Source organism: Dechloromonas sp. CZR5, assembly GCF_008711155.1.
Taxonomy (GTDB): Bacteria; Pseudomonadota; Gammaproteobacteria; order Burkholderiales; family Rhodocyclaceae; genus Azonexus.
This window is the reverse complement of sequence record NZ_VUYQ01000003.1, coordinates 590,283-610,970: the sequence shown is the minus strand read 5'-3', so window position 1 is coordinate 610,970 and position 20,688 is coordinate 590,283. Positions and strand designations below refer to the sequence as shown.

Below are 20,688 nucleotides of genomic sequence, written 5' to 3'. Positions count from 1 at the left end.
CCCATGAAAATTCTGCACGTTTTCGATCATTCGCTCCCTTTGCAGGATGGTTATTCCTCCCGTAGCTGGGCCATCCTCCAGCAACAACGAGCGCGTGGCTGGATTGTTTATCCGGTCACAGGTCCCCGACAAAACTCGACAGCCGACGCTGAAGAAGTTGTGAGCGGCATGACCTTTTACCGCACTGCAGATCGCCCCTCAATCTGGGGACGCTTGCCTGTCATCAAGCAATTCTGGACGATATGGCTGGTTTACGCCCGCTTGTGTCAGTTGATTCCGACTCTCAAGCCCGATGTGCTGCACGCACACTCGCCGGCATTGAATGGTGTTGCAGCCCATCTGGCGGCGAAGCGTTTTGGCTTGCCACTTGTTTATGAAGTGCGTGCTTTCTGGGAGGATGCTGCGGTAGACCAAGGTACCAGCAGCGAAGGCGGATTGCGTTATAAGCTGACCCGCGGCCTGGAAAACTATGTTTTCAAACGAGCCAACCGTGTTACGACAATTTGCGAAGGACTCAAGCGTGATATTGAAGCGCGTGGGCTTTGCAAGGCACCGATTACAGTCATCCCCAATGCTGTCGAATATGAGAGATTTTCCAAGGAAATGCCTCGGGATGAAGCTCTGGCCGCGCAATACGATTTTGTGGCCGGAAACACATTGGGATTTATCGGTTCCTTTTATGATTATGAAGGGCTGGATCTCCTGATCGCAGCCATGCCGGACCTCCTGCAGCAGAATCCGAACATCAAGTTGTTGCTTGTCGGTGGGGGCATGCAGGATCAGGTTCTACGCCAGCAAACTGAACGATTGGGGCTGCAGAGCGCAGTGATCTTTACCGGCAAAGTCCCCTTTGCCGAGGTTGAGCGCTATTACTCGGTGATCGATATTCTCGTGTATCCAAGAAAATCCCTCCGTCTCACTGAACTGGTGACACCGCTCAAACCATTGGAAGCCATGGCCCAACGCAAGGTGTTTATCGCATCTGATGTTGGTGGTCACCATGAACTGGTCGAGGATGGCGTGACCGGTGTGTTGTTCAAGGCTGACAACCGTGAAGCCTTGATCGAAGCGATTAATGGGCTCATTGGTCGGCCAGATTTTCAACAGACCCTCTGCGAAAATGGGCTGTCATTTGTTCGCAACGAGCGCAACTGGACAAATAGTGTTGCCAACTACGTACAGGTCTACGGCGGCGCTCGTCGAGTAATGGGGCGTGACGATGCGTGACATTGCGATGTTCTTCGCAATGCTAGCCTTGGTGCCACTCGCATTCAAGAACAGCTATAACGCTTATCTTTTGTGGGGTTGGACAGCGCTTTTGTCGCCTGTTTATTATCTATTCGGATTTATGCAGGGGCTGCGTTACAACCTGATTTTTGCAGCGATCGCAATCGGACTTTGGCTATTAGGGAAAGTGGATTTAAAGGGCAAGATCAGTGCCAATAGCTCTACGTTATTGTTAATTGCTTTCATGTTCCATGTGAGCCTTTCTGCTTTGTTTGGCTACGATAATAATCCGTGGAACATTCAGGTTTACGAAGGATTCATCAAGGCAATGTTTTTTGTGTTGATGATGCCAATTTTTGTCAGCACACGTCTTCGAATCCATGCATTAGTCCTGGTTATATGTTTGGCGTTGGGTTTTCATGGTGTAGTCGAAGGTCTAAAGCTTATTTCCAGCGGGGGGGCTCACAAGGTTCGTGGTATCGAAACTTCAATGTTGAGTGATAACAACCATTTTGCCGTTGGTATGGGAATGGTCCTGCCGTTGCTGATTTTTTTGATGATTCACCTCAAAACACAGATTGCAAAATATGCTGCCACTGCTGGGCTGGTTTTGACCGTACTTGCAATTGTTGCCACCCATTCTCGCGGAGGCTTTCTCTGTCTCTCCGTTGTCGGTTTATGGTATGCATTCACCGCGCGCAGAAAGGTGTTTTCCTTTTTTCTTCTGGCGGTTATTTCATTTCTGGCATTTCAAATGGCGCCTGAAGAGTGGTTCAGTCGTATAGAAACAATAAAGACTGCTGATGCTGACGAGTCATTCATGGGGCGAGTTATTGCATGGAAAGTCAGCACCGCTGTTGCACTTGCAAACCCGGTATTTGGTGGCGGCTTGCACGCAATTCAAGCTGCTCCAGTATGGCAGGAATTCATTTATAAACTGGATTTTCTTTCGTTTATATCAACACCTTTGCCGGATGCTCAGCATCCGAGAGCCGCTCACAGCATCTACTTTGAAATACTTGGTGATCTTGGTCTGGTTGGATTTTTAATTTTTATTTCAATAATCATAAATGGATTTTTGACTGCAGGTCGAATTCGGAAGCTTACGGCTGGAGAAGAGAATTTAATTTGGGCTCGAGATCTTGCCGATGCATTGAGATTGGCGCTTGTTGCTTACTGTATTGGTGGGGCTGGCGTCAGTCTGGGCTACCTGGAGTTGTTTTATGTTATTGTCATGCTGTTGGCTGTGCTCCACAAGCATATCCAGGTCTTTTCTGATGCGGCGTCGAAAAAAAGTGCCCAATCTAGTCTCTCATTGAACAGAAAAATAAATTTGGATGGTTGAGGCTATGTTCAATGCGGTAATTCGACGAAAGTTAAATAGTGCATCGAATGGTGCATTAACAATACTTCAGTACCATAAAGTCCCACTTTGCGCGCCAAAATATATTGAAGGGGAGGTACTGGCTAGCGATTTTTCCTGGGGGTTGGAGCAGTTCAAGGAGTGGTTTAATTTCCTGCCGCTTGAAGAAGCCATTCACCGTTTAAAGAGTCACGATTTACCACCGCGATCAGCGGTTCTTTCTTTTGATGATGGCTATGCTGATTGGTTCGATCATGTCGTACCAGCACTCTTGGCGCACAAAGTTCCAGCTACGTTTTTTGTAACCAGTGCTCAACTTAACTGTTCGAAGCCGTTCTGGCACGAGCGTGTCGCCGTTGCCTTGGCGAAGCGTGGGGTGGATAGGCTGCCTCATGGATTTAACTTCGCTACCGGCACAGGCGCGGAGATTGGTTTGGCTCAAACGATAATTGCAGTGCAGAACCAGCTCAAGTATTTACCCTTAGCAGAACGAGAGGCGGCAATTGCTGTACTTGAAGCCGACTTGCCATTGAGCGGAGACTATCGGCCTTTCAGATCGGCAGATCTGATTCGTCTACGCGACGCGGGCTTTCAAATCGGTGGACATTCTCGGCATCATCCTATTCTTACCTCTTGCGATGCCACTCAGGCCAAGGACGAAATTGGCGGCTGCAAAGAAGAGTTGGAAGGCATCCTCCGGGAGCCGGTAACGGCATTTGCGTATCCAAACGGCCGCCCGGACTGTGATTTCAACGCCAGTCACGTGGCGCTTGTTGAAGCTGTTGGCTACCGCTACGCAGTCACTACGGCCCCGGGCGTTTCTCGCAGCGATACAGACCTTTTTCAACTGCCACGCTTTACCCCTTGGGCGCGCTCTTCATGGAGAAGTGCATTGCAGTTTTTACGCAATATGCGTGTCTCACCCCAAATGGTGAAGGTATGAATAACAATAAAGTATTGATGATAGCTTTTCACTTCCCGCCTCAGGCTGGGAGCAGCGGGATTCAGAGGACACTCAATTTTGTCAAATATCTCCCAAAGAATAATTGGACTCCCTTGGTGCTCTCGGCACATCCCCGGGCTTACGAGAGTTGCAGTGATGATTTGCTGGCGAGTATTCCGCCTGAGGTTCAGGTCGTACGGGCATTTGCGCTGGATGCGGCCAAGCATTTTGGAATCAAACGCAAATATCCCGGGATTGTGGCCTTGCCGGATCGTTGGTCTGCATGGTGGATTGGTGGGGTGCTAAGTGGATTGCGGCAAATTCGCCATGAGAAACCCAGCGTTATTTGGAGCACTTATCCGATCAGTACTGCGCATCTGATCGGATTGACACTGAGTCGTTTGTCCGGTTTGCCTTGGGTTGCTGATTTCCGCGATCCGATGATCAATGGTGACTACCCAAGCAACCCGCTGCAGCGTCGTGTATGGCAGTGGCTGGAGCGAGAAGTGTTTCGCCATGCCAAACGCTGTGTATTCACGACCGAACGTGCTGCTGAAACCTATCGTCAGCGTTATCCGGATTTTGCTCAGAAATGTCACGTGATCGAGAATGGTTATGATGAAGAGGCATTTGCCGGGAACGTGGCCAAGAGAGATGGCGTGGGCAAAGGGCAGTTGCTGATGCTGCACAGCGGGATCATCTACCCTCGCGATCGAAATCCTGCTGCATTTTTCCAAGCCATTGCCCAGTCAATCAGTAGCCGTGCAGTTGAGCGTAGTCGATTGAAAATTCGATTTAGGGCACCGCATCACGGTAACGAAGTTGCGCAGTTGGCAGCAACTTTTGGTCTTTCGGATGTTGTCGAGATTGCTCCGCCGATCCCGTACAGGGAGGCTATCAGCGAGATGCTAGGGGCAGATCTCCTTCTGGTGTTTCAGGGAAAGCAGTTCAATGCCCAGATACCAGCCAAAATATATGAGTATCTTAGGACTGGGAAGCCAATTTTGGGCTTGGTTGATCCACAGGGAGACACGGCACGTATTCTTGGCGATTTCGATGCCTACATCGGTGCGAACATTGATTCAGCTGCCGAAATCCAACATTCTGTGGGCGTGTTCCTGGAAAGATCATCAAGCCCGGATTTCCAGCGCCAGGAAAGCGCCCGCGCATCAAGTGCATTCCGTTTCTCGAGAGGTAGCCAAGCGGTGACCTTGGCCTCCTGTTTCCAAGAGTTGGTTAGTGAATAGAACTGAAAGTAGTCCTGTTTTTCTGGACCGGAATTTATCCGTCTATCTTGACTTGGCGCGATTCATTGCTGCGATGGCAGTTCTGCTTGATCACATGAAGCAATTTGGACTTTATCCTGAGGATGGATTTTTTTCAGGATATGCACACAGTGCAGTAATCTATTTTTTTGTGTTGTCAGGATTGGTAATCGCGAATTCGACCGCAAAAGGATATGACGGGAAATCATATATTTCAGCAAGGGCTGCTCGAATATATTCTGTTGCAATCCCCGCTTTGCTTCTAAGTTTTATTTCAAAGGGGATTTTTAGTTACGGTTCTGGCCAATTTCCTGATTATTTGTCTCAGGATGTTACTTGGGTGAATTTTTTAGGCCCCATTTTGTTTTTGAATGAGTCTTGGGGGTTGGGGGCAAAGGTACCCTGGAATGGCCCCTATTGGTCGCTATGCTACGAAGTATGGTATTACATTCTGTTTGGGTGTTTCGTTTACTATAAAGGCGTTGCGCGTATTTACATTCTAGGCTTGGTATGTTTGATTGCTGGGCCAGCTATTCTGTTGCTCATGCCTATATGGTTGCTTGGGGTACGTTTGTCATCCTTAAGAAATAGCTGTTCATTGAAACGTCCGGTCTTGGTTGTGATCTTTTTTGGTAGCTTTTTCGCGGGTTATTTTATAATAAATTCAGGTGTGGATCATTTTATAAAAGATTATTTGCATAACAACATACCTGGCTTTTGGCGGTTAGGAAATTCGCAGCGGTTTGTTACCGATTATATTTTGGCGTTATGTGTTGCTGTAAACATATTTTCTACTCGATTTTTGATGGGAGGCAATTGTTTTTTTTCTGATCGCATGGTTCGATATGTTTCGGCAATTGCCGCTATGACATTCTCTCTATACATATATCACTTTCCGCTATTGAATATCCTGAAGAGAATGAATATTCATGTTGGTCAGAATGAATTTTCAGCAATTCCTGTTGTGATTTTTGTTCTAATGGCTTGCTTCGTGTTTTCGTTATTTACAGAGAAGAAATATTTGATTTTAAAGCGATGGATCGAGTCTAAGTTGGCGTAATAATATTATTAATGGCTGGTTAACCTTTTAAGTCATTCTATGCTCAATCATTTTTTTGGTTACTTTGATTTTTCAGGATCCGAAGATTGCCGCGGTAAAATAAAGGACGGGTTGCTGCGGGAAGCCACTCAAATAGTTGGCTGCTTTCAGATGGAATCCTGGCATCAGGACAGAGCATTTCTGGTTTCCAATGCGTTTACGTCTAGTAAGAAAAACTCCAAAGTCAGTGTTGCTCTCTGTGGTGATTTGGTAGACAGGGAGTCTCAAAAAGCGGTTACCGAACTTGCTTTGGGAGTAGCTGATCTTTCTGGCGAACTGATCAAATCGATGCTCAAGAAAGCAAATGGAACGTTTGCTTTCGCGGCATTAGGTGACGAGTTATGGTTAGCAACAGATTTTCTCGGAGGACGACCGCTTTTTCACACAGTTTATGAAGGAATACTAATCTTTAGTACTTCCTTTGAGCTGATAAGGTGTCTTATTCCAAAGCCTTGTACGCTGGATTTTCAGGCGGCTAGCGAAGATTTTTGCTTTGGGTATCCGTTGGCCGATAGAACGTTGGCTAAGGAGATCAAGGTTCTTCAGGGTGGAGAGTATATTCGCTGTTCTCGAGGAGAGTTTGAAGTTGCTTATTACGAGCGCTTTCCCGCAGAACTGGAGACATTTAAGACTGTCGAATCCAGCTTGGAAGCCAGTGCTTTGGCCATCAAGGCGGCTATCAATGATCGAATTCAACCAGGAGATACCCAAGCGGCCTTGCTCAGCGGGGGGTTGGACTCTCGTGTGATTGTCTCGGAGTTAGTTGATGCAGGTCATCAAGTGACTGCAGCGAATTACTCGCTTGCCGGGACATTGGATCGGATTTTCGCAGAAAAATTCTCGGAATTATCAGGTATTAATCTTCGTGTTAACGAATTCAAAAAACAATACCACTGCCTTTCTCAGGGTGAAACAACGTCATTTTCCCTGAACTCTGCCCAGCGTGGTTTGCCGCCCAAAAAAATTTTTTCCGGAGATGGTGGTGGAGAAATTTTTGGCTTTATCGAGATAAAGCCCCAGATTTTTCAGTGTACTGGTTTGAACGATTTCGTTAGTTTGATGATCCATCAGCAACCGTCCAAATATATCGCCGGCAACGAATTTAGAACTCAGGTTATAGATGCATGTCGAGATGGGTTGCGTGTTCAACTTGAGCATATTGGTTTGGAACGGGAAGTTAAGGCAGTCTATATTCTCTATATAATTAATGATCTCAGGCGACATTTGCACGAGTATTTTTCCGGGATGCTCGGTGAAACGAGGGAGTTGTTATTGCCCTATTATGATCGCCGAGTAATCAATGCAGCCCTCCGTATTCCAGTAATTAGTAAAGAAATGATCGGGCATGGTTATTATTATCGCTTATTGGGGCGTTTGTCACCTATTATAAAAATTGTTCCTTGGCAGTCCTACCCAGGTTCGATCGCTTGTCCAATCCCAGATGATGAGAATCGTGGAATTTCTCAGTGGGGATATGAGCGTGAAAATAACAAGCGTGATGCAGGCCGATGGGCGTTTTTTACCTTGAAATCAATTAATCTGTCGACGCGGAGGAATGGGGTTCATGGGATTATATTAATTATATTATGCTGTGGTGCGTTTCTTGGGTTGTATAAAAATAGTTATATATTTAAACAGCTTTTGAGAATTAATAGGTATTTTTCTTCATTCAGGTGGAAGTGATCTGTTTCTCTTGGTGAATTTTATGCTTAAGAATGTTTTTTATTACTTTAGTCGTCTTGGCTTTGTGTTTAAGATTGGCGGATATTCTTTTTTTTGTTTGGATAAAAAAATTGATTTAGTTCATGATTCGAATACTATGAATCTGCGCGAAGTTGAGAACGATGTTTCTGATAATGAGATTTTTGGATGGCTAACGATTAAAGAAGCGCGTCAGCTTATTAATAATCCGTTGCATCGCTTTTTCTTGCTTCAAGACAGTGGTGTTGTTGTTGCAAGTTGTTGGGCGCAATTCTGCGATATTGATCTAGAGTTTATTGATATCAAGGCGGCGATCCCGCAAAAATCTGTTTATTTATCGCATGTTATAGTGAAAAACGAATTCCGAGGAAAAGGCTATTCAAGCCGGTTATTGGAGCTTGTTTCGGATAAATTGCAGAGAGAAGGGTTTTGTCGGATATATATTTGTTGTGATAATCGTAATGTGTCCATCAGAAAAGTATTTGCTCGGCTTGGCTTTTATTATTATCTTGGCGTTAGATTTTTCAGACTTGGGTTGTTTCGTTTTTATACCTATTTTTCAGAGTCTGGCTGTAGCCATTCCTGCGCTAGCGTGAACCCTTTTCCGCTTGATGTTCGTTTTCTAGGTCGCACAGACAAACATGTTGCGGCTCGTGATTGAAGGGGCTGCATCTTGAAATTAGGGGATTCGCCTCTGAAGAGTGCCATTATTGTTGTTTCGTTGCGCTGGATTGATCGCCTGATCGGCTTTGTTAGTACCTTGATTCTCGCGCGATTATTGATGCCGGAGGATTTCGGACTCATTGCAATGGCATCCATAGTCATTGGTTTGGCTGAAGCGATGCTTGACGTCGGTGTCAATGTCTTTCTAATTCAAGCAAGAAATCCATCATCAGCTCACTACAATACAGGTTGGACGGTGAGAATTCTCCAAGGGTTTCTCCTGTTTTTACTTCTATCGTCGGCCTCTCCATTTGTAGCACAATATTTTGGTGACGAACGCGTTCAGTTTGTATTAATCGGTTTGGCTTTCGCAGGTTGGGTGGCTACATTTGAAAACGTTGGTGTAGTTAATTTTCAAAGGGAGATGCGTTTCTCTCAGGAGTTTCGCTACCTATTCACTAGGCGAATTTTCGGTTTTTTTGTCACCATCGGACTTGCGCTAGCGCTTCGTTCCTATTTTGCGCTTGTAATTGGTACGGTCACGATGCGTCTCTTTGGCGTCGCGTTGAGTTTTTGGATGCACCCGATGCGTCCACGGCTGAGTTTGGAAAAAGTATCGGAAATGATGGGGGTGTCGATATTTTTGATGCTTAAGAATATTTTTATGTACGTTGATGGCAATTTTCACAAGGTTCTTCTGGGAGGGGGAACAAACACGACTTCTATGGGAGGCTATACAGTCGCTTGCGAAGTGGCCGATTTACCAAGCTCGGAAGTATTGAGTCCTATCAATCGAGTCCTGTTTCCAATGCTCACCAGAGCGCGCGATGATATACACGAGCAGCTTAGAATAATGAACCTGACACAAGGGATTCATTTGTTAATCACGATTCCAGTTTCTATTGGTTTATGCTTGTTGGCCGATGAGACGGTGCGCATTCTTTTAGGTGAGAAATGGATTTTTGTCGTAGGGGCACTTCAGATCGTTGCATTTTTTAATATAACCTCTTCTGTTATTAGTGCGCCAAATTATCTGATGATGGCGAATGGTTTTTTTAAAGTAGTCATGTGGATTTCGTTTGTTCAGCTTTGTTTGTTTGGTTTTGCATTTTCGTTTAGCCCATGGCCGATTACGATGGAGAATGTCGCTTTGATGCGCTTGGTCTGTCTTGGACTTGGTACGATTTTTGGGTATTACGTATTCAAGAAGCTTGTTCCTCAAGCGCAAATAAAAGATCTTTTTGCCAATTCTATTCGTCCTGTTCTTGCGTCAATTGCAATGACGTTGTTTATCGTTTATTTTGTTTTTGGTGCTATTTCAGATCGCAACGAAGTTTCCAGATTTATGATTACAGCTTTAACCGGGGCGTTGGTATATGGTGTCACAGTAGTCTTTCTCTGGTTGCTGCAGTCAAGGCCGGCAGGGCCTGAGATGTATGTCTTTGAGCGCCTCAAGGAAAGGTTTGGCAAGTGAACACGAATGCATGCAATTTTGCTTGGCTTGAAAATAATTTCAAGGATGTTGAGTTTTTTTTCGTTGCCATGGCTATCGATGGCACGGAATTACAACTTGATATTGCAGACAATGCATGTATAGATTTAGTCAAAACGCCTGGTTTCGTTTGTTTGTCTTCGTTATCCAAACACCATTCGTCATCCTTGGCTATTGAATCAAGCGATGCTGTCACGATTTTTCGTGGCTACGAATTAGATGTTTGTATTTCGAGTTACGATGGTCGTATAACAGAAATTCATCCAAAATCGTTGGAGAATGGTGTTTTTGCCTTCATTCGTTACTGCAAGCATTCGAGATCGTTGATTGTACGATCAGATTTGTTTGGTGTATCACCTCTGTTTTATCGAATCGATAATGGCATATTTTTCCTGTCAAGCCACAACGTTCTTTTAAGGCAGCCTGGTGATGAGTTGGATACCAGTGGCGAGATTTCGCTACTCAATTATGGTTTTTCTTTTGATCAGCATACTTGCCATGTCGACATAAAACGCTTTCCTCCTGCTATGCAGGCTCGCATTGATGCGAGCGGCCGTGTTATCTGGCAGCCTTGGGGCAGTTGGAATGACTTGGGGCAAGGTGATCGTTTAATCGACGATGAGGCCGCTCAGGAGGTAGAGTCAGCTTTTCGAGAGTCCATGCAGCGTTGCATTGCGCTGACGCATGGCGATATTGTTTTGCCGCTGTCCAGTGGCTATGACTCAAGGCGGATATTCGGCTATTTGAATGAGTCGAATGTTGATTTTGAAACCATTACAGCTCAGGCCTTCAAGCGTATTGGCGACCGATACTTTGATATTGATGGCCGGTTTGGCCCCGAAGTGGCGAGGCGATTTGGACGACCAAATCGCTTGGTTCCTGCTCGGACTCCCGAAGGATTGGCGGCAGATTTGGCGCGGCGTGACCTCTTGATCGGTAGCGAAAGTCTCATGCATGGATGGTCCATGGCTCTCTTCGAGGCCTTGAGAGAGAATAGTACTGCTGCCTGTATTTACGACGGCTTGGGTGGCGACGCCTTGGGAAACTCTGGCTTCGTGTTTCCAAGGTTTCATGTCGACTATAAAAATAATATTGATATCCTGTTCAATGAGACGGCGAAGCCGGGCTTTGCTCGTGCCTTGGGATATCAGGGAGCGGTCTATGACGACTACAGAAAGGGGTATCGAGATTATTTGGATTCGCTCCCGTCGGGGCCGAATCAGTGTGAACTGGCGTTCTTGTTGCTCCGTACTCGCCGTTCGATTTCGCCTTGGATTTTAATGAACCAGGCACCTGGAAGTCTGGTTGTTTTTCCATATCTAGAACTTGGACATGTCAGAAAAACTCTGGAGTTTTATCCAGGAGAGAAATATCGGGTTTTTTTCCAAAAATATTGCCTAGAAAAATATTATCCCGATTGTTTTTCCATTCCGGGGTCACGGGCAATGCCTGCAGTCCTTCCTCCAGTTCCACAAGATTTCGCCAATCAACTTGATGCCGCCGAACGCCAATATTTATTTTCTGAAGAGATTATTGAATTAATTGGATCTCGTGTTAATGATAGAAATAAATTTTTCTTTTCTCTTTTCAGAAGCCGTTTAGCAACTAGATACAGTAAGCCGTGGCTGTTTGAGACGTTGGCGAGATATCTACGTTCAGAGACCAGAACAGGTTATTTCTTACAATAATTTATGTGGTAGAGGTGGATATGTTGCAGACAGGCATTGTCAAGACATCAAGAAAGTTATTCGAGCGGAGAGTACCCATATATCCCGAACACCTGCCATGGATAGCGCCTGAGCTACGGGAGTTTTTGGTGTTCGAGAGAGGGTATGGCCTTGATTTTGGTTATCCAGATGAATACTTTCTCGATTTGGGAGCCAAGATTGATTCTCGACAAAAAATATTGGTAAATTCGGATTTGCTGATATTTCCCAAGCCGCTTCCCGAGGATTTGCTGGAAATGCGTGAAGGGCAGGTTCTTTGGGGCTGGCCGCATTGTGTTCAGCAACATGCAATTGCCCAAGCAGCGATTGACCGAAAATTGACACTGATCGCATGGGAGGCTATGCACAGCTGGAGTCGTGGCAATGAAAAGCAGATGCACATTTTTTATAAAAATAATGAGCTAGCAGGTTATTGTGCCGTTCACCACGCACTGCAAATCAAAGGAATTGATGGTTTTTATGGGCCCAGGCGATTCGTTCTGATCCTGGGTTATGGTTCTGTGGCGCGTGGGGCAATTCACGCACTTCATAGCCGTGGTTTCAACAACATTCTGGTTTTAACGAGAAGACCTAGCCATCTGGTAGCGGACAAGCACCCGGATGTATATTTTTCAACACTCAAAAGTGTTGATGGAGTGCTTTACGCGGTTGATTCAAGCCAACAGCAGACCTTACTCAAAAAATTGATTTCGGAAGCGGACTTGATCTGCAACTGCGTGCTCCAGGATACCAATGACCCGATCATGTATGTTCAGGCCGATGAACTGGGGTTGTTCAAGAAAAATGCCATGATCGTCGATATAAGCTGCGACAAAGGGATGGGCTTCCCATTTGCGGAGCCAACTACCTTTGGCGATCCTGTCTTTACCGTTGGGGACGGGATTACCTATTATTCTGTCGATCACACACCAAGCTATCTTTGGAGCGCTGCATCGCGGGAGATTTCCAAGGCGCTTCTACCCTATCTACCGGCAGTGATGGCCGGACAAGCCGCTTGGGACGAGGTTAGCGAGCTAAGGAACGCTATTGAGATCAGAGATGGCAAGGTGTTAAACGAAAACATTCTGCGTTTTCAACACCGCGATGCGGAGTATCCCCATCGCTATCGAACCTGAAGACTATTGCACGATTGTGTCAGGTTTAATTCGAGCTAGAGTCTCTGGCGGCGTATAAATCGTGATTCCTTTTTGGGACAGCTTTTCAAGCTGTCCATAGAAATGTTCTGCTCGAATAAACCATGCTTTGGCTAGCCCAACTTGTCCGGAAAAGAGTAGCCCGCTGCACTTCAGGGACTCGTACATGAAAGACCGAAGATCGTCGCGCGATTTATAGTCGATACGGTGCGGAGTGACCTCGGGGCGATAGGGGCGTACCGGGACAAGGTAGTCCTCTCCGTTCCAGCCTTTACACGGGATTTGGTAGGTATTTTCCATCCAGACAGAAACAGGAAAGGCGTCGCCCAAGGTATCTTCAAGCAGGTGATAGAAGGTGACCGGCCCCATGGAAATTCCAATGCCGAGTACTTTGCCATTCAGCTCATGAAACCGTTGCCAAGGGGATCCTTTGCCGAAGACGGAGGGGGCCTGCTGGTGGGCTTCAGTCAGGTACTTTGCGTGCTTGCCGATGGCCGATACCGAGTGGGTCGGATGAATGCTGCGGTGAACGCCTGAAAACTGCAAAAATGCCTCAGGCAGCGCCCCCATGTTGGTGCCATGGATGCGTGGGTCAAAGACGTAGCTCTCCAGTTGGCAAGTGCCGAGGATAGAGCCGCCGGGCATGTAATAGGTCGGCAGGAGCAGTGTCCCCTCCGGGCCAACGGCATCCAGTAGCCCCTGAATGACGGCCTTTGGGCCACCGTCGACGTAGCCCAGACTTTTTAGGGACGAATGGATGAAGAGGATGTCGCCTGGTTCAATGCCCATCGTTTTCAGGTCGGCAGTGATCTGGGCGGCAGTAACGTGTGGCTGGCTTTGTTTGAGTTCTTCTTCACGACGCTTTTGCTGGACCTTGCCGATGATGCGCTTGATCGTCTTTTTCAGCCCATCAAGCATGGTCCTCTCCTTGTATGTCCATTTCGAGCAAATTGGCATCAATGAAGAATTTTGCTGCCCAGTTCAGATACTCCCACTGACCATAGTCTCCATTCACCGGGAAAGAGCCTTTGATCCCGCCCTTCTGGTCGGAAGCGCCGTCGAGTCTGATGGTGCTCCGGACGTATGCCGTGAGCTTGCGTCCAGCCTCCAGATAGGCTTGCTTGCCAGTTTCCCGGTATAGCAGGAAGAGACAGTGAGCAATCTGAACGGACCCAGTCAGACAGACGTAGTTGACCGCACCTTGCCATGATGCATCCAGCCGGCCGGGAAGACGGCCATCGGCCTGGATGGCCGGTAGCAGACCATCGGCCGTTTTTCTCGCTGCAGCCAGCAAGTCGGGACGACGGGAAAGCAGGTAGCCCTCGATGACGCCACGCAAAACGTATCCGATGGTGTGGGTCAGCGGTGCCTTTGGATTCGTCAGGCAATTGGATGCAAACCAGCCATTCGCAGCCTGTTTGGTGAGGGCCCAGTCGACTTGGCGCAGTCCCGCTTCGCCATAGCCCTGGCCAGGAGCAACCCGTTCAGCTTCAAAGAGCCCCCAGGCCACATGGGTCTCGTAGGCTTTTTCACCGGGTGCGGCAAACGGTGTCGGATGTTTGCGCCAGCAGCCGTCTGTATCGAGATCATCGCGCAGCCAGGCAGCAGCTTTGTGCATGGCTTGAAGATAGCTAGGCTCATCATATTGACGGGCGCCGGCGGCGAGTCCGAGCAGAATCTGGCCGGTGTTGAAGGTGACCGGAACCTTTGGTGTTGCATCGATCTTGCCACCTTGAAATCCACCTTCGGGAAACTGGATTTTTACGCACCAGTCGAGCATGCGACGGGCGCGTTCGTGCAGCGTTTCGTTGCCAGTACGTTTGGCAAGGTCAATGAAGGTAGGAATGATGTAGCCGGTTGTTTCGGGGTAGGAGGTTGCCCAGCCCTTGATCAGACTATAGTCGCGGGCCACGCCACCGTCGGCAGAAGCGGAGTTGTCCTGCGCGGTACAGAGCCAGGCCAGCGCCGCATTGATAGCCTCTTGATGATGAGGTGGAACGTCATGTGGCAAGCCTTGATGATCGAGTTTCTGCTCGGAAACGGCGAGTTCGGTCAATACAGGCTTGGCGGAACCGAAGAGGGCAGATTTGAGTTTGTTCAGCATGGGGGTACGGGGAAAATTGTTGAGTGGAATCTTGAGGTAGCCGGTCTGGATTTGGTAGGGGGTTTTTCACAGAGCGCTATTCTGATTCTGCGCGTTAGTATCAATCTGGATGGCCCCTGGATGGCGAACCGGCTTTGAAATATCCATCAGCCCCATGGGGTGCCGGTACTGCTGCTTTACAGTCAGGGCAGGTTTGCCTACCGCGATGGCTGTATTACGCAGGCGTGAGGCTGGTTTCAGGGCGTAATCATAGTTTTCGGGGTGGACGAACTCATCTAGCCTGACTCGCTGATTGTTCTCGTAGATGCCAGGTAGTTGGCCATCAGGTTTGGTTTTGGCGTTGGGGCGATCGGCGGGGTTCAGGGTATCGGGGCCGTGGAGAAGGTTGTTGACGGCATGGACGCTGGCCGGGCCGGATTTGAGTAGCAGGAACCAGCCGCCACTGGGACGGTTGTCGATGAGCGTATTGTTGATCAGGTAGAGGGTGTTCTCATTCCATTTGTAGCCTTCGACACCGAATGAGATCAAGTGCCCGTTGGTGGCGTTGGGGCCTTGTTGAATGATGTTGCCGATAACGTAAGCAATCCCGCCGCTGGGGAGATCGATTTCATAGCTGGCTCGACCGGTTTCGTCGGTGAGGCGATTGTAGACAATGTGGCTTTCACGGGCGCGGGATTTGACGAGCTGGCCTACATTTGCGTGATGGGAGTAGCTACCGGTCATGCGAAAGCGCTTGATACTGCCGACGTAAATATTGTGGGTCTGACCATCGCCATAGCCGTTGCGGGCAAATTCGCTATTTTCGATGTCGAGTTCCGACGTTTCGTCATTGTGGGTGAGGATGCCGTTCTCGTTGTCGAAGAATCCACAGTTGCGGATGATAAGGTGGCCTTTTTCAAAGCGGATACCGGCGCCGTTCCTGTGTTCGACCTTACTGTCGTGAAAGCTGAGATTCTCGACCGTGATGCGGCCACCGCGCACGATCCAGATTCCTTTGCGTTCAACGTGGCGCCCATTGGCAAAGAGACGGACGGGGCCGCCAACGCCGCGAATGATGAGGTTATCCTGATTCCAGATGGCGACGTCGCCTACATAGTCGCCACTGTCGATTTCGACGGTATCACCGTCACGGGCTGCACGGGCTGCAGCGGCAATCGTGGCGTAGGTTTGTCGGAGACCAACACGCAGGACTCGCTGGCCAGGGGCTTCAGCCGTACTGCTGTTGTCCGACGGAGTGACAGTGAGATTCCCATCGGTACCGCGCCGGATTTCACCCAGGTAGGCGGGCTCCGGCGGTAGACCACTGTGGGCGTTGGCCAGTTGCGGTGACAATGCAACGAAGCCAAGGGAAAACGTTAGCAGTAGGCGGGGAAGAAGTATGTCGGCAAGCCGCATGGAGGCCACATCAGGCGTCAGGAGAACAGGCGAGCATAGTCGCGCATCATGCCGTTTATGGCAAATGAATCGAGCGCTGTTTGACGCGCGGCGAGGCCGAACTGTCGCGCAAGGTCGGGTTGGCTGTGGAGTTGCCAAAGTGCGTTGGCAAGCGCCTGGTCGTCATCCGGAGAAATGAGGCGTCCGTTCTGGCCATCCTGGATGAGTTTGGGTGTGCCTCCGACAGCAGTGGCGATACAGGGTAAGCCGCTGGCCATCGCTTCTTGCAAGGTACAGGAGGTGCCTTCTGCTTGCGATGGCAGGACAAAACAATCGAGCTGGCGCAGGAGGTCGGGAATGTCATCACGTGGGCCGGGGAGCCACGCAGCGTCAAGGGCATTGCCTTCGCGCAGGATGCGTTCGACTTCACCTCGCAGGGGGCCTTCGCCGATGAGGACCAGGCGCAAGCGGTCGATGGCTTCAGGATGTTCGTGACGCAGCCGAATGAAGGCACGGGCGAGATAGGGTTGATTCTTGACGGTTTGCATGCGCCCGACGGTGCCGAGCAGCCAGTGTTTGCCGGGTTGAAAGGGGCACCCGCGAGCTGCCGGCGGTGTGCATTCGGCCGGTCGGAAGATATCCGTATCGACGCCATTGGCAATCAGCGAGCGGCGTGTGGCCGGGATGCCGATGGCGTGTTCCAGATAGTCGTTGAGATCCTTGGAGACGGCGATGTAATGGCTGACGAAAGGCTTGTAGAGTTTTCTGACCTTGATGTAACGGGGATTTGTGCCGTTCGGGTCGTGCGCATCCCAGCCATGTTCGGCGTGGATGCGTGACGGAATGCGAGCAAGCCAGCCGAGCGGAACGAGTTCAAGCGCAGCAAGGTTGCAGGTATGAAGGACGTCTGGTTTCAGTTGCCTAAGCAAGCGGTAGATCTTTGGGTACAGCGGAATGGCATGCCCCGGTTGCTTGTTCAGCGCAATGAACTGCACATCAGGACGTTCGATGCGGTCCTTGAAGTCGCTGATTGTCGTTAATGAGAGGACGATGTGCTCGTAGCGCTCTGCCGGGAGACGGTTGATGAGTTGAACGATGACGTTCTCCAACCCTCCGATGGCAAAGCTGTAGACGACGTGGACGATTCGGCGGCGCTTCATGTTCAGGCGAAGGAGTGACTCAGGAAGGCATCGAACATGAGCAGCGACCACAGCGGGGCCGAGAAGTCTCGTTGGCCGCTCTGGTGCTTTTCCAGCATGAAGCGGAGAGTTTGGGCGTTGAAGTAACCGGTTTCGGCGAGACGAGGGCCCAGAATGGCATTGCGTGCACGTTCTGCGAGCGGGCCGCGAAGCCATCGGGCAAGCGGAACCGAAAATCCCATTTTGGGGCGATACAGCACATCATTCGGCAAATGAGGCTCCATGGCTTTCTTGAGCATCCATTTTCCTTCTTGTCCCTTGATTTTCAGGCTCGATGGGAGCGTCGCCAACCATTCGACCAGGACATGGTCCATCAAAGGCTCGCGTACTTCGAGAGAGTGCGCCATGCTGGCTCGGTCTACCTTGGTGTTGATGTCACCAACAAGCCAGGTTTTGTAGTCCAGGTACTGGATGATGGCAAGCGGATCGTCCGTCTGAGCCTGATTTGCTTGTTGGCGAAACAAGTCCAAGGTGCTGTAGCCGGCCAGTTGCTGCTTGAATTCGGCGGTATAGAGCTGATCGCGCTGTTCGCTGCGCAGTAACGACACCGTACGCAAGTAAGCTTCCACAGGATCGCAGGCGAGGGACTGGAAGGTGGTTTTGGCCCGCAACGGCCGTGGAGCCCAATCGGCTTTGGGGTAGAGTCTTCCAAGCGTCCCGAACAATGGTCGACGCAGGGCAAGCGGCAAGGCACTGCGTGCGCGTTCTTCCATCATGTGCAGGCGGTATCGGCGGTAGCCACCAAAGCTTTCATCTCCGCCGTCCCCGGATAGGGCAACCGTGACATGTTGCCGGGCCAACTGGCAGACCCGATAGGTCGGAATTGCCGAGCTGTCCGCGTAAGGTTCGTCGTAAAGCCAGGCTAGATGATCAATGAGGTCGAAATCGTCGCTGTCGACAATGTCGAGATGATGTGCCGTGCGGTAGCGTTCCGCCACCATGGCAGCAAAACTGGACTCATTGAATTTGGGATCCTTGAATCCGATGGCGCAGGTGCGAACCGGGTGGGGCGAGATTTCAGCCATCATCGCAACCACCGTACTGGAGTCCACTCCTCCGGAAAGGAAGGCGCCCAGCGGCACGTCGGCAATCATCCTTAGCTGGATGGATTCCTTGAGATGTTGTTCCAGTTGGGCCAGCGCATCCGTTTCAGTGATGGGATTATCGAGGCTGAACCGGACATCCCAATAGGGACGAGGGGCCGGAATCGATTCGCCGCGTCGGATGGTGAGGGTATGGGCAGGCGGTAGCTTTTTGGCCGTCGTGTAGATACAGCGTGGGTCGGCAACATAGCCGAGGGTGAAGTATTCTTCCACCGCGAGAGGATCGATCTGACGGCGAAATGCCGGATGGGCAGTGACGACTTTCAGTTCCGAGCCGAAGATGAAGGTCCCATCGTCCAGGAGGGCATAGTGGAGCGGTTTGACACCCATGCGGTCACGGGCAAGAAATAAAGTCTCCTTGTTCCTGTCCCAAAGTGCAAAGGCAAACATGCCGCGAAAGCGATCAACGCAGGCTGGGCCCCAGCTTTCCCAAGCGTGTACGATGACTTCCGTGTCGCTTCGGGTGTGAAAACGATGGCCAAGTGCCTCGAGTTCTGGAACAAGCTGCTGGAAGTTGTAAATTTCGCCATTGAAAACGACGCAAATGCTGCCGTCTTCATTAAAGAGAGGTTGCTGCCCGGTTGCCAGGTCGATGATTGACAGGCGACGGTGACCAAGCGCAAGGCCTGGTTCCAGATGAACCCCCGCTTCGTCGGGGCCTCGATGCGATTGGATGTCGTTGATGCGGGAAATCAAGTCGCGTGAATAGTCTTGCTTGCCGCGTGTGTCGAAGAGACCGGAAATGCCGCACATGCTTATGGTGCTCCTGAGGCGTTTGCCATTTTTTTGATTTTTTCCGCGTTGGCCGTAGCAAAGCGGGTGAGACGTTCCAACGCAGTGGTGTCCATTGGGGTGTAAAGAACGACTACTGCGCCTTGATCACCTTGACCAAGAAGTTGATTGCGCGTGGTGAACAGTTTGCCTTTGACAGGACTGGCTGTGGCTTCGCCGCCGATCAGATACCAATAGATCGCCTTCAGCTTGATAGGGTTTCCGCTGGTTTGTTGGGTGAGATCTGCAATTTGAACCGGGAGGGTATTGTCACCCAACGCGATATCTCCAAGCGATTGCGAAGTGATTCGCCAATCAGGATTCTGGTAGGTTGCCAGCATGTTGGTGGAGGAGATCAGCTTTCGCTGCGGACTTTGATTCTTGTATTGGGCAATGTACAAGCCGAGAGACAGACCCTCAAACTCGACCTGTACGTTTCCTTCTGCACTTGGGTTTTGCCAGTCCGGTTTGAATTCGAAAGTCTTGGTGTTTGGAGTGGGAAACTCTGGAATGGAAAATTGCAGGGCACGGGTGGGGCGAGTATCGACATCAACCGTGAATTGACGGTAGGTCAGCGGCCCGATAACGACGAACGCTGCTAGCAGTATCGCTGTCTTGGCAAGTGCCAAAGAAGATTGCCGGGAGCGTGGCGTGGTGTTGTTTGTTATATCGGCTTCAGTCGCCATGGGGCGCACTTGTGCCCAGCGCATGGACAAGGCAAAAAGTGCCCCGATCACCAGTCCAAAAAATACCCAGCCATAGATCAGATGATCTACTCCGGCAGCCAATTTGTTACCGGAGATGTGACCCAGCATGACGATCAGGTACGCTCTGAGCCAATTAGCAATGATCGGAACGAGGAGTGCGGCCAGCATGAAAATGAGGCGGCGCTTGGTACTCGTGAAGTTAAGATAGGCAAAGAGAGTTCCAACCATGAGTGAGGCGATGATGTAGCGAATGCCGCTACAGGCTTCAACGACCGACCAGTTGCCGGAAGGAATAACAAACTGCAAACCTTCCCGGTAGACCGGAATGCCCGAGACTCGAAGGGCCAGAACGGTGAAGTCGGCAGTCCAATTCATGAGCTTTGGCATCATGAACTCGCCAAAGGGAATGGCGAACAGCAAAAAAAACAATGGGAAAGCAAGCCTTTTGGCAAGCGGTATACCAATCAGGGAGACGATGGTGACGATGACGATCAACCCGAGTGCTGGTTGGGTTACAGCGTTTACCGCTGCCAACTCCCCCAGCAGCCACAGAAAAACAAGCGGAATTGTGAGAAGCGTCAGGAGATGGCAGGGTTCGGGGGAATGCCTGGAAAGTTCCTTGCGCTCACTCCAGATCAGCCAAAGTGCGATGGGAAGTACTGCATAGCCATGCGCATAGGTATCCGAGGTATCCCAGAGGTTGACGATGCTACTGAAGGTATCCAGATACCAGTATCCCAGCCACAAAAAGAGCAACAGGGAAGTGGCAATGACTGGTGCCCAATTGAGGGAGCGAGGTCTGGCGGAAGAAGTCAAC

Annotated in this window: 16 protein-coding genes; 10 read left to right on the top strand and 6 right to left on the bottom strand. The window is 49.7% G+C overall.

Annotated elements, in window-relative coordinates:
* Positions 1–3 precede the first annotated feature (3 nt).
* The 10 genes from F1002_RS11795 to F1002_RS11750 are packed head-to-tail and all read left to right on the top strand — an operon-like array spanning position 4 to position 12,595.
* On the top strand, positions 4–1,227 hold the full coding sequence (locus F1002_RS11795; RefSeq protein ID WP_150429210.1) for a TIGR04063 family PEP-CTERM/XrtA system glycosyltransferase: 1,224 nt from the start codon (positions 4–6) through the stop codon (positions 1,225–1,227).
* On the top strand, positions 1,220–2,572 hold the full coding sequence (locus F1002_RS11790; RefSeq protein ID WP_150429209.1) for a putative O-glycosylation ligase, exosortase A system-associated: 1,353 nt from the start codon (positions 1,220–1,222) through the stop codon (positions 2,570–2,572). Before F1002_RS11795 ends, F1002_RS11790 begins: the two co-directional genes overlap by 8 nt.
* Positions 2,565–3,533 carry a polysaccharide deacetylase family protein gene (locus F1002_RS11785; RefSeq protein WP_150429208.1) on the top strand — a complete coding sequence of 323 codons (969 nt, stop codon included), beginning with the start codon at positions 2,565–2,567 and terminating at the stop codon, positions 3,531–3,533. The genes F1002_RS11790 and F1002_RS11785 overlap by 8 nt, the downstream gene beginning before the upstream one ends.
* Complete coding sequence (locus F1002_RS11780; protein WP_191090381.1) at positions 3,530–4,780, top strand: glycosyltransferase; 1,251 nt, start codon at positions 3,530–3,532, stop codon at positions 4,778–4,780. The genes F1002_RS11785 and F1002_RS11780 overlap by 4 nt, the downstream gene beginning before the upstream one ends.
* A complete protein-coding gene (locus F1002_RS11775) occupies positions 4,773–5,858 on the top strand; it encodes an acyltransferase (protein ID WP_150429206.1) in 1,086 nt (361 codons plus the stop codon). Before F1002_RS11780 ends, F1002_RS11775 begins: the two co-directional genes overlap by 8 nt.
* Before the next feature lie 39 nt (positions 5,859–5,897).
* A complete protein-coding gene (locus F1002_RS11770) occupies positions 5,898–7,580 on the top strand; it encodes a hypothetical protein (RefSeq protein ID WP_150429205.1) in 1,683 nt (560 codons plus the stop codon).
* A gap of 22 nt (positions 7,581–7,602) precedes the next feature.
* Positions 7,603–8,259: a GNAT family N-acetyltransferase gene (locus F1002_RS11765; RefSeq protein ID WP_150429204.1), complete on the top strand. Its 657-nt coding sequence runs from the start codon at positions 7,603–7,605 to the stop codon at positions 8,257–8,259.
* 12 nt (positions 8,260–8,271) lie between these two features.
* Positions 8,272–9,735 carry an oligosaccharide flippase family protein gene (locus F1002_RS11760; RefSeq protein WP_191090380.1) on the top strand — a complete coding sequence of 488 codons (1,464 nt, stop codon included), beginning with the start codon at positions 8,272–8,274 and terminating at the stop codon, positions 9,733–9,735.
* Complete coding sequence (locus F1002_RS11755; RefSeq protein ID WP_150429202.1) at positions 9,732–11,441, top strand: hypothetical protein; 1,710 nt, start codon at positions 9,732–9,734, stop codon at positions 11,439–11,441. The genes F1002_RS11760 and F1002_RS11755 overlap by 4 nt, the downstream gene beginning before the upstream one ends.
* Before the next feature lie 20 nt (positions 11,442–11,461).
* Positions 11,462–12,595 carry a N(5)-(carboxyethyl)ornithine synthase gene (locus tag F1002_RS11750; RefSeq protein WP_150429201.1) on the top strand — a complete coding sequence of 378 codons (1,134 nt, stop codon included), beginning with the start codon at positions 11,462–11,464 and terminating at the stop codon, positions 12,593–12,595.
* A gap of 3 nt (positions 12,596–12,598) precedes the next feature.
* Here F1002_RS11750 and F1002_RS11745 read toward each other — a convergent pair whose 3' ends face one another.
* The 6 genes from F1002_RS11745 to xrtA all read right to left on the bottom strand — a co-directional run bounded on the left by F1002_RS11745 (position 12,599) and on the right by xrtA (position 20,687).
* The gene (locus F1002_RS11745) at positions 12,599–13,531 is read right to left on the bottom strand and encodes an AAC(3) family N-acetyltransferase (protein ID WP_191090379.1); all 933 of its coding nucleotides are present in this window, start codon (positions 13,529–13,531) and stop codon (positions 12,599–12,601) included.
* The gene (locus F1002_RS11740; RefSeq protein WP_150429199.1) at positions 13,524–14,717 is read right to left on the bottom strand and encodes a hypothetical protein; all 1,194 of its coding nucleotides are present in this window, start codon (positions 14,715–14,717) and stop codon (positions 13,524–13,526) included. Before F1002_RS11740 ends, F1002_RS11745 begins: the two co-directional genes overlap by 8 nt.
* 66 nt (positions 14,718–14,783) lie before the next feature.
* Complete coding sequence (locus tag F1002_RS11735) at positions 14,784–16,112, bottom strand: right-handed parallel beta-helix repeat-containing protein (protein ID WP_150429198.1); 1,329 nt, start codon at positions 16,110–16,112, stop codon at positions 14,784–14,786.
* Between the two features lie 17 nt (positions 16,113–16,129).
* Positions 16,130–17,251, bottom strand: coding sequence for a TIGR03088 family PEP-CTERM/XrtA system glycosyltransferase (locus tag F1002_RS11730; RefSeq protein ID WP_150429197.1), 1,122 nt, complete (start codon positions 17,249–17,251; stop codon positions 16,130–16,132).
* A 2-nt stretch (positions 17,252–17,253) separates the two neighbouring features.
* Positions 17,254–19,146, bottom strand: coding sequence for an XrtA/PEP-CTERM system amidotransferase (locus F1002_RS11725; protein WP_150429196.1), 1,893 nt, complete (start codon positions 19,144–19,146; stop codon positions 17,254–17,256).
* A gap of 2 nt (positions 19,147–19,148) precedes the next feature.
* The gene (xrtA, locus tag F1002_RS11720; RefSeq protein WP_150429195.1) at positions 19,149–20,687 is read right to left on the bottom strand and encodes an exosortase A; all 1,539 of its coding nucleotides are present in this window, start codon (positions 20,685–20,687) and stop codon (positions 19,149–19,151) included.
* Position 20,688 lies beyond the last annotated feature (1 nt).